The organism is Variovorax sp. CAN15, from assembly GCF_030462475.1.
Lineage (GTDB): Bacteria > Pseudomonadota > Gammaproteobacteria > Burkholderiales > Burkholderiaceae_C > Variovorax.
The window spans coordinates 1-6538 of the sequence record NZ_JASMRZ010000142.1 but is presented as its reverse complement, the minus strand read 5'-3'; the positions used below and the strand labels follow the sequence as shown (position 1 = coordinate 6538).

At 62.8% G+C, this 6538-nt stretch carries 6 protein-coding genes and 1 pseudogene; 2 read left to right on the top strand and 5 right to left on the bottom strand.

Annotated elements, in window-relative coordinates; translation table 11 throughout:
* From QMO14_RS32460 to QMO14_RS32450, 3 genes are all read right to left on the bottom strand, one after another.
* Window positions 1-1450 (bottom strand): hypothetical protein (locus QMO14_RS32460; protein ID WP_301512206.1); only part of this gene is annotated, 1450 nt, incomplete at its 3' end.
* Between the two features lie 94 nt (window positions 1451-1544).
* Window positions 1545-2795 (bottom strand): PrsW family intramembrane metalloprotease, encoded by a 1251-nt coding sequence (locus tag QMO14_RS32455; protein ID WP_301512205.1) that lies wholly within the window; start codon window positions 2793-2795, stop codon window positions 1545-1547.
* Window positions 2792-3352 carry a hypothetical protein gene (locus QMO14_RS32450; protein WP_301512203.1) on the bottom strand — a complete coding sequence of 187 codons (561 nt, stop codon included), beginning with the start codon at window positions 3350-3352 and terminating at the stop codon, window positions 2792-2794. The genes QMO14_RS32455 and QMO14_RS32450 overlap by 4 nt, the downstream gene beginning before the upstream one ends.
* Before the next feature lie 96 nt (window positions 3353-3448).
* Between QMO14_RS32450 and QMO14_RS32445 the strand changes: the two genes are divergently transcribed.
* Window positions 3449-4363 (top strand): DUF3883 domain-containing protein, encoded by a 915-nt coding sequence (locus QMO14_RS32445; protein ID WP_301512201.1) that lies wholly within the window; start codon window positions 3449-3451, stop codon window positions 4361-4363.
* A 225-nt stretch (window positions 4364-4588) separates the two neighbouring features.
* A pseudogene (locus QMO14_RS32440) lies at window positions 4589-4750 on the top strand (IS5/IS1182 family transposase); the annotation flags it as partial.
* Between the two features lie 205 nt (window positions 4751-4955).
* Here the strand turns inward: QMO14_RS32440 and QMO14_RS32435 are convergent.
* Together QMO14_RS32435 and QMO14_RS32430 are read right to left on the bottom strand one after the other, a co-directional pair.
* Entirely contained in the window at window positions 4956-5501 is a 546-nt protein-coding gene (locus QMO14_RS32435) for a hypothetical protein (protein WP_301512200.1), read from the bottom strand.
* Window positions 5502-5503: 2 nt separating this feature from the next.
* On the bottom strand, window positions 5504-6538 hold a 1035-nt coding region (locus QMO14_RS32430), incomplete at its 5' end, for a LysM peptidoglycan-binding domain-containing protein (RefSeq protein ID WP_301512199.1).

Here is a 6538-nt window from a genome sequence, read left to right as displayed (position 1 = left end):
AGCGCACGCTGCCGAGCGCGGAGGCCACGTCGCCTTCGCAGCCGTGCATGGCATCGACCGTGAGCTTGAGCTGGTCGACCGCATCGCGCAGGTGCAGCGCCACGTCGTTCATGGCGGTGCCGGGCTGCTGCGCCATCTGCAGCAGGCCGACGAGCTGGCCGCCGAGGCCGTCGTGCAGGTCCTGCGTGAGGCGCTGGCGCTCCTCGAGCGCGCCGCGTGCCTTCTCGCCTTCGCGTTCGCGCGCGAAGACCGCTTCGAGCGCCGCGTTGCGCTCCGCCAGCTCGGCTTCGAGCGATGCGTTCATCTGCGCCATGGCGCGCACGTCCTTGCGCATGCGCTCGGCGATCACCCAGGCCAGCGAGATCGCGAAGCCCACCCAGGCGAAGCGGATCCACGGCACCACCGCGTAGGCTTCGGGCGAGGTGCGCATCACCCAGTTGTCGCGCGCGGCGCTCAGCACCACCAGCACCACCGCCACGCCCAGCACGCGGTGCTCCAGCACCGAACTGCGCACCGCCACCCGCAGCACGACCACCACCATCGCCAGCCCGGCCAGGAAGAAGAGCATCTGCCACGCCGGCATCAGCCACAGCAGCGGCACAGTGATGCCCAGCGTGGCCGTCACTGGCGCCAGCAGCGCCAGCAGGCCCAGCAAGCGCGCGAGCCGGGTGTCTCCCTTGCCCACCACCGACAGTGCGAAGCGGCACAGCAGCGGCACCGCGGCCTGGAACGCCGCCAGCGGCACCACGCCCCACCAGGGCCAGGGCAGCGGCGCATGCGTGAAGAGCACCCGCGCCGTCTGTACCGACCAGAGCAACTCGCCCAGGCCGTAGTAGAGGTAGAGCGATTCGCGCTGCCGCAGCCACACCAGCAGCGACAGCGCCCCGAGCACGCCGCTCACGATGGCGATGAAGCGCCCGCCGCTGATCTGCCAGAAGAGGGCGTTCTCGTACAGCGGCCGGATCTCGGCCTCCGTGCCCGCCACCACCGGCGAGAGCCCGCCCTGGCGCGCGGCCTGCGCGGCGACGACGATCTCCACACGCCGCACCGAGGCCGGGGAGGGCGGCAGCGCGAAGTACTGCGGCGTGAAGGAGGCATCGTCGTACGGCCCCGGCGGAAAGGTGCCGAAGCGCGCCAGCTCTTGTCCGTCGACCAGCACCCTGAAGCTGTTGCCGATGCGCGGCACGAAGAGCGCCTGCGGCACGTTCGCGTCGGCGGCGGGTACATCGAACGAGAACGCCGCCTCGCCGTCGACCGCGCCTTGCCGCTGGTCCCAGTTGTAGGGCAGCTGCACTGCGTGCGGCTCCGGCGGCTGGGCGGGCGGATGTGGGCCATGCAGGGTCAGCGTGAGCTGCGCCTGGTCGACGAGCGTGACGGCCTGTGCGCGGAAGCTCCAGCCGGTGCCCAGCAACACGAGCACCAGCAGCGCCAGCAGGCGCAGTCCAAGCATTTCTTGTTGTTGTCGTCGCATGACGCGTACGACTTTAGCAATCTTTTTTAACAATCCCGGGCAGGGTTGCCCCGGCATCGCGAGAAACCAACGCTCAGGTTCCTGCCTTGGTTCCTGCCGTGGTTCCCGCCGCGGTGTGGGCCGCGATGATCGGGTCGAGCTTGGCGCGCAGGCGCCTCACCGCAGTTTCGTGCTTCAGCGTCTGCGGCCCGCGGCCGTAGGTGGCCGCCTTGCGGATCAGCCGCAGTTGCTCGCGCTGCAGGTGCGTCTTCAGGCGCCTTGCGCGCCAGCCGTAGGTCCAGCCCATTTCGCGGCGCACCTTGTAGCGTTGCATCGGCGCGCCCAGCCGCACCCATTCGTCGTCGCGGATCAGGTCGCGCTCCGGCACGAACCACGCCGCCAGCGCATGCAGATAGGTGCCGTTTTCGCGCGTGGCAACCTGCCAGAAGAGGGCGGCCACGATGATCGCGGGCAGGCCCTTGATGGCCAGCATCACCGCCATTTCTCCGTAGCCGCCGTCGAACAGGTCTTCGAGAAAGGGCGAGTTCCAGATGAAGTGCATGCCCCAAGCGAGCACGAAGCACAGCACCGCAACCGCGATGCGCGCCGCCATCGGACGCTGCGGATGCAGAAGGAACCAGGCGACACCAAAAGACGCGATCGCCGTGTACGCCGCATGGCTCCACAGCCCGGCGAGCAGCCCGCGCGTGAACAGGTTCAGAAGCACCGGGTAGACCTGGTTCTCCAGCGGAAAGTGCACCGCCGACTTCACCGTGTAGCTCAGGTTCTCGACCACCTGGAAGCCCAGCCCCACCATCGCGCCGACGATCAGCACCGACAGGTACGTCTGGAACTGGTTGCGCGCCACCAGCACCAGCAGCACGACGCCCGCGAGCTTCAGGAACTCTTCGGTCACCGGCCCAGCCACCGCCGCCCCCCAGGTCGCGACGAACTCCGGCGACACCAGCTTCGCGCACAGGCTTTGTATGGCAACGTTGGCTGGTGCCGCGAAGTACACGGCGCCCATGCCACCCCAGGCGAAGGCCAGCACGTAGGCCTCCGTCGAGTGCTGCTCCAGCAGGTCCAGCGTGCGGAAGGCCTGCACGAAAAGCATCGTGTAGATGCCCCACACCGTCAGCCCCAGGAAGGCCGTGACCGGCACCACCCGCACACCCAGCGAGAACATGTAGCCTGTGTAGAACAGCCCGTTCACTATCAGCGCCACCAGCACCCAGAAGGCCGCGCGCCGCGGCTGGAAGAAGGAGTCGGTGCCCACCGGCCAGCCGGCCACTTCCGTCACCTGCGGACTGCTCCGGTCGCCCCGGTCGAACACCGGCATGTTCATTGCGGCGCCTCCAGGTCCATCGAGTCGAGCATCGAGCGCGCCTCCACCAGCGCGTCGTCCATGCCGTCGTCGGAGCCCCAGAAGTCGATCTGCACCAGCGACTTGCGCCGCACGTCGACCACCTGCCAGAAGCGGCCCGCCAGCTTCGAGCCGTAGTACGCAAAAGTCTTGCCCTGCAGGCCCCAGGAGGTGATGAAGTCCGACACGTCGCCGTCTATCTGCAGGCGCTGGCCGCGCTCCATCAGCCGCTGCTGGCGCACCAGCGGGCCGTCGGGCCCGCCGGCCCACGGGAAGGTCGTCACCAGGAACTTGTGGCCGCCCTTGAAGAGCATCAGCGACTGGCCCGCCCTGGAGCGCGAAACGTCCATCTCCCAACCCTCGGCCGGCACGAACCTGGCCTGGCCCGCCWCCACCGTCTCGCCCGGCTGCAGCGGCCGGTTGCCCGGCGTGTGGCGGTCCCAGAAGGTGAGGCCGCCCACGTAGGCGGCAATCGCGAGCAGCACCGCCAGCGCCCCCGGCCAGGTGCGATACGGTATGCGGCGTGAGGGCTCGTTCATCCTTTGATCGTGCCATACGATTGCCGGCGGACGCGCGCCCGCGCCGGGCGATGCGGCATACTCCCCACCCCCTCAAACTCAGCAGAATTCCACTGAATGGACAAGGAAGTCGACCCCCGCGTACTCACTGTGATCGACGAGATGCGGCTCAAGGGCCCGCGGCTCACGCCGGTCGAGATCGTCGCCAAGATGGGTGTGTTCGACGCGCGCGACAAACCATTCGAGCACGCGTGGCTGGCCACCGGCGACAACGTCATCGCCACCATCTGGGCCGAATGGGTCAACGTGTCGGCCAGCGGGCGCTGGTTCTACCTGGAATCGCTCGACGTCCATCACCGCGCCGGCGGCGGCGAGCGCAACGCCCAGCAACTGCAGCGCGCCAAGGACAGGCTCGCGCTGCTCAAGCGCAGCTACGACGCCGGCAGCGGCTTCCGCGCAGTGGTGCAGACCAACCGCATCGCCATTCTCGAAGTCGAGAGCAACAAGGACGCCAAGGTGTCCACCCGCGTGCGCGACGACGACGAATGGCACGTGGCCAGCTGGGAGCCCGAACAGAAACTCGCCGTGCTCGTGCGCGGCCCGCGCGGCTGGGAGCCGGGCGAAGCCGAAGTGCAGGCCGCCAGGGAACGCGGCAACATTCCGCAGAAACTCTCCGCCGCCGCCAAGGCAGCCGACGACGACAAGGCCTCGCCCGAAGCAGTGCAGGCCGCCGCGCTCGAATACGTCGTCAAGCACTTCACCGGCTACGGCTACAAGGCCGAGAACATGACCGGCAAGGGCTTCGACCTCGAAGTCTCCAACGCCAAGGGCCAGACCCTGCTGCGCGTGACCGTCAAGGGCACCGCACCCGGCGTGCCCAGCTTCAAGCTCAGCAAGGAAGAAAGCGATTGCTCCGTGCGCGAGCCGCTGTGGCGGCTGCTGGTGGTGACGGATGCGGGGAGCGGCATCGCGCAGCACAAGATCTACAAGCCGACGGAGATCAGTTCGGCACCGGGGTTCGATCCGGCTTGATTGAACGAGGCGCGGCCGTGTGCCGCGCTCGCATGCCTCGTCTCACCCGGTTGAAAGGCGCCCCCTTCACAGGCGGTCGAGATACCTCCGCAGCACCGAGTTGAACTGCTGCGGCGCCTCCAGCGAAGGCAAGTGCACCGTGCCCTGAAGCACGAAGCGTTCGGCCTCGGGATGCGCTGCACCAGCACGCGGCATCGCTTCTGCAGAAGCGGCAGGTCGAGATGCATTGGCGACGCGCTGCATGCGGTCATGTGCGGCACCGGCCACAACCTGCGCTTGATCCTGGTAAAGCTGCGGCTTCTTTGCGCCCAGCTCGGCTTGGACCGGCATGTATTGCTGATTGCGCTGGCACCGGCCGCCACGCTCTGTCATGTCGCATTTGGCTGAAAACTGAATTGTTCAGGGCGGACTCGATCATCCGCGCTGAACAACGCGCAAGCTCTTGATCCAGCATGCGGTTCTTTGGATTTTCGGATTTGTCCTGCGTAAATTTATTTGCGATCCCTTCTGTTTGAGGGTTGGGTATGTTTGCAAATCTTGCGCATTGACGTATTGCGACTTCTGTTCTTTTGATTGAGCCTGTGCCCTGACCTCAGGGCGATCGAGTAATAGGAGGAAGAAGAGCGCAAAAAGCATCTTCTATGTCTTTCTTTGACGGGAGTTCTCCTTGCGATGCAAGTCGCATGGATTCAACTTTTCGCTTGCCCTTTGTGAAACTCATCATTTTTGCATCGCGCTTGTTTGAGTAGATCAGGACGCCGTCAAGACCTTCATGACTTGGAAAATCAGCATCCCTATGATTTTTCAAGGCGAGACTCAAGCGCTTCATTTGGATTTTGTCATTTCTTAAGAATACGTCCTCAACCAGAGAGTCGCTGATCGAGAATGGGCGCTCCACCATATACAACAACGAATCACCCATTTTCCACTGCCCATCACAATTTGCCGATTTGCTTGTCGCGAAATTGGCAATTATTTTGTCAACTCTCTTTCCATTGATGGATCGATCGAGATTTATCCATACAACATAAGGTCCGCCGGCATATCCGGCATAGGAAAAAGATGAAAAAGCAAGTGTAAAAAGTAGAAAGGATATTATTGATTTTCCAAATGAGAAATTATTTGTTGTGCAAATCATTTTTACTTGAGCGTAGGGGTTGAATTTTTTGAGCTAGGCTTGAAAACCTCTATGCCCATTTCCTTGTTTATTTCATTCGCATCTTGTTCATCGAGTCCAGGGCTCAGAAGGTCCTTCTTGGCTTGTTCATAGTAGGCAACCGGAACAAAATATTTCAGATAAGTTGAATTTCCTTTGTGCTTGATTTTTTCTCCTTTATCGCTTTTTGTGACATACGGAGCGATTGGCGAAATATTGAAATAGGAGAAATTTATTTGCTGCGACTGATTTCCTCCAAGCAGGATCAGTCCATTGGATCCGTTCTTTGCATACACAAACCCAACATGTTGCCCCGCACCGGATCGGGACGTAACCATGGCGATAGCCCCATAAATTGGTTTCGCCAACTCGACGAACAATGGGTTTCTGATTTTTCTCGACTCTTTCCCCGTCTCCTCTTTTGGAGCATCGACTTCATAAAATCCGTGGGCACGCGCCTTGGCTACTTTGTGATTTGGAAAACTGGCGTTTTCAATTGGATATTTCGCCTTCATCAGGCACCAGTTCACAAAGGCGGCGCACCACGCGTTACTATTGCCATATAGGGCCCTGAATCCATCGTCGATTTCGACGTGGTAATTGATCTTGTCCTGCAGCGTCAGCTCAACCTCCCCCCGCCTGAGCTTCGCTTCCGCAATCGCGACAGGCATCCACGGCGCCCGCCCCGGCACCGGATTGATCAGCGCCAGAACCTTCCCTTCGCCTTCCTTCGACCGCTCCGAGTCCGATGACCTGATTCCGGACGGAACAGGTGGTGGAGGAGGGACCACCTTTGGCCTCGACAACGCTGCCGAGCTTGGCGACGCACTGGCAGCCGGTGGCTTGGCAGCGGTCGTGGCGGAAGGAGCAGTCGAAGACCTGTGATCTGGCTTGGTCTTGCCGCTCCCCGCAATCAACAGCACCTCACCCGGATAGATCCTGTCGTGCCCCCGCCCATTGGCCTCCTTGATGGCTTCCACGCTGGTGCGATACAGCTGCGCGATCTTCCAGAGACTGTC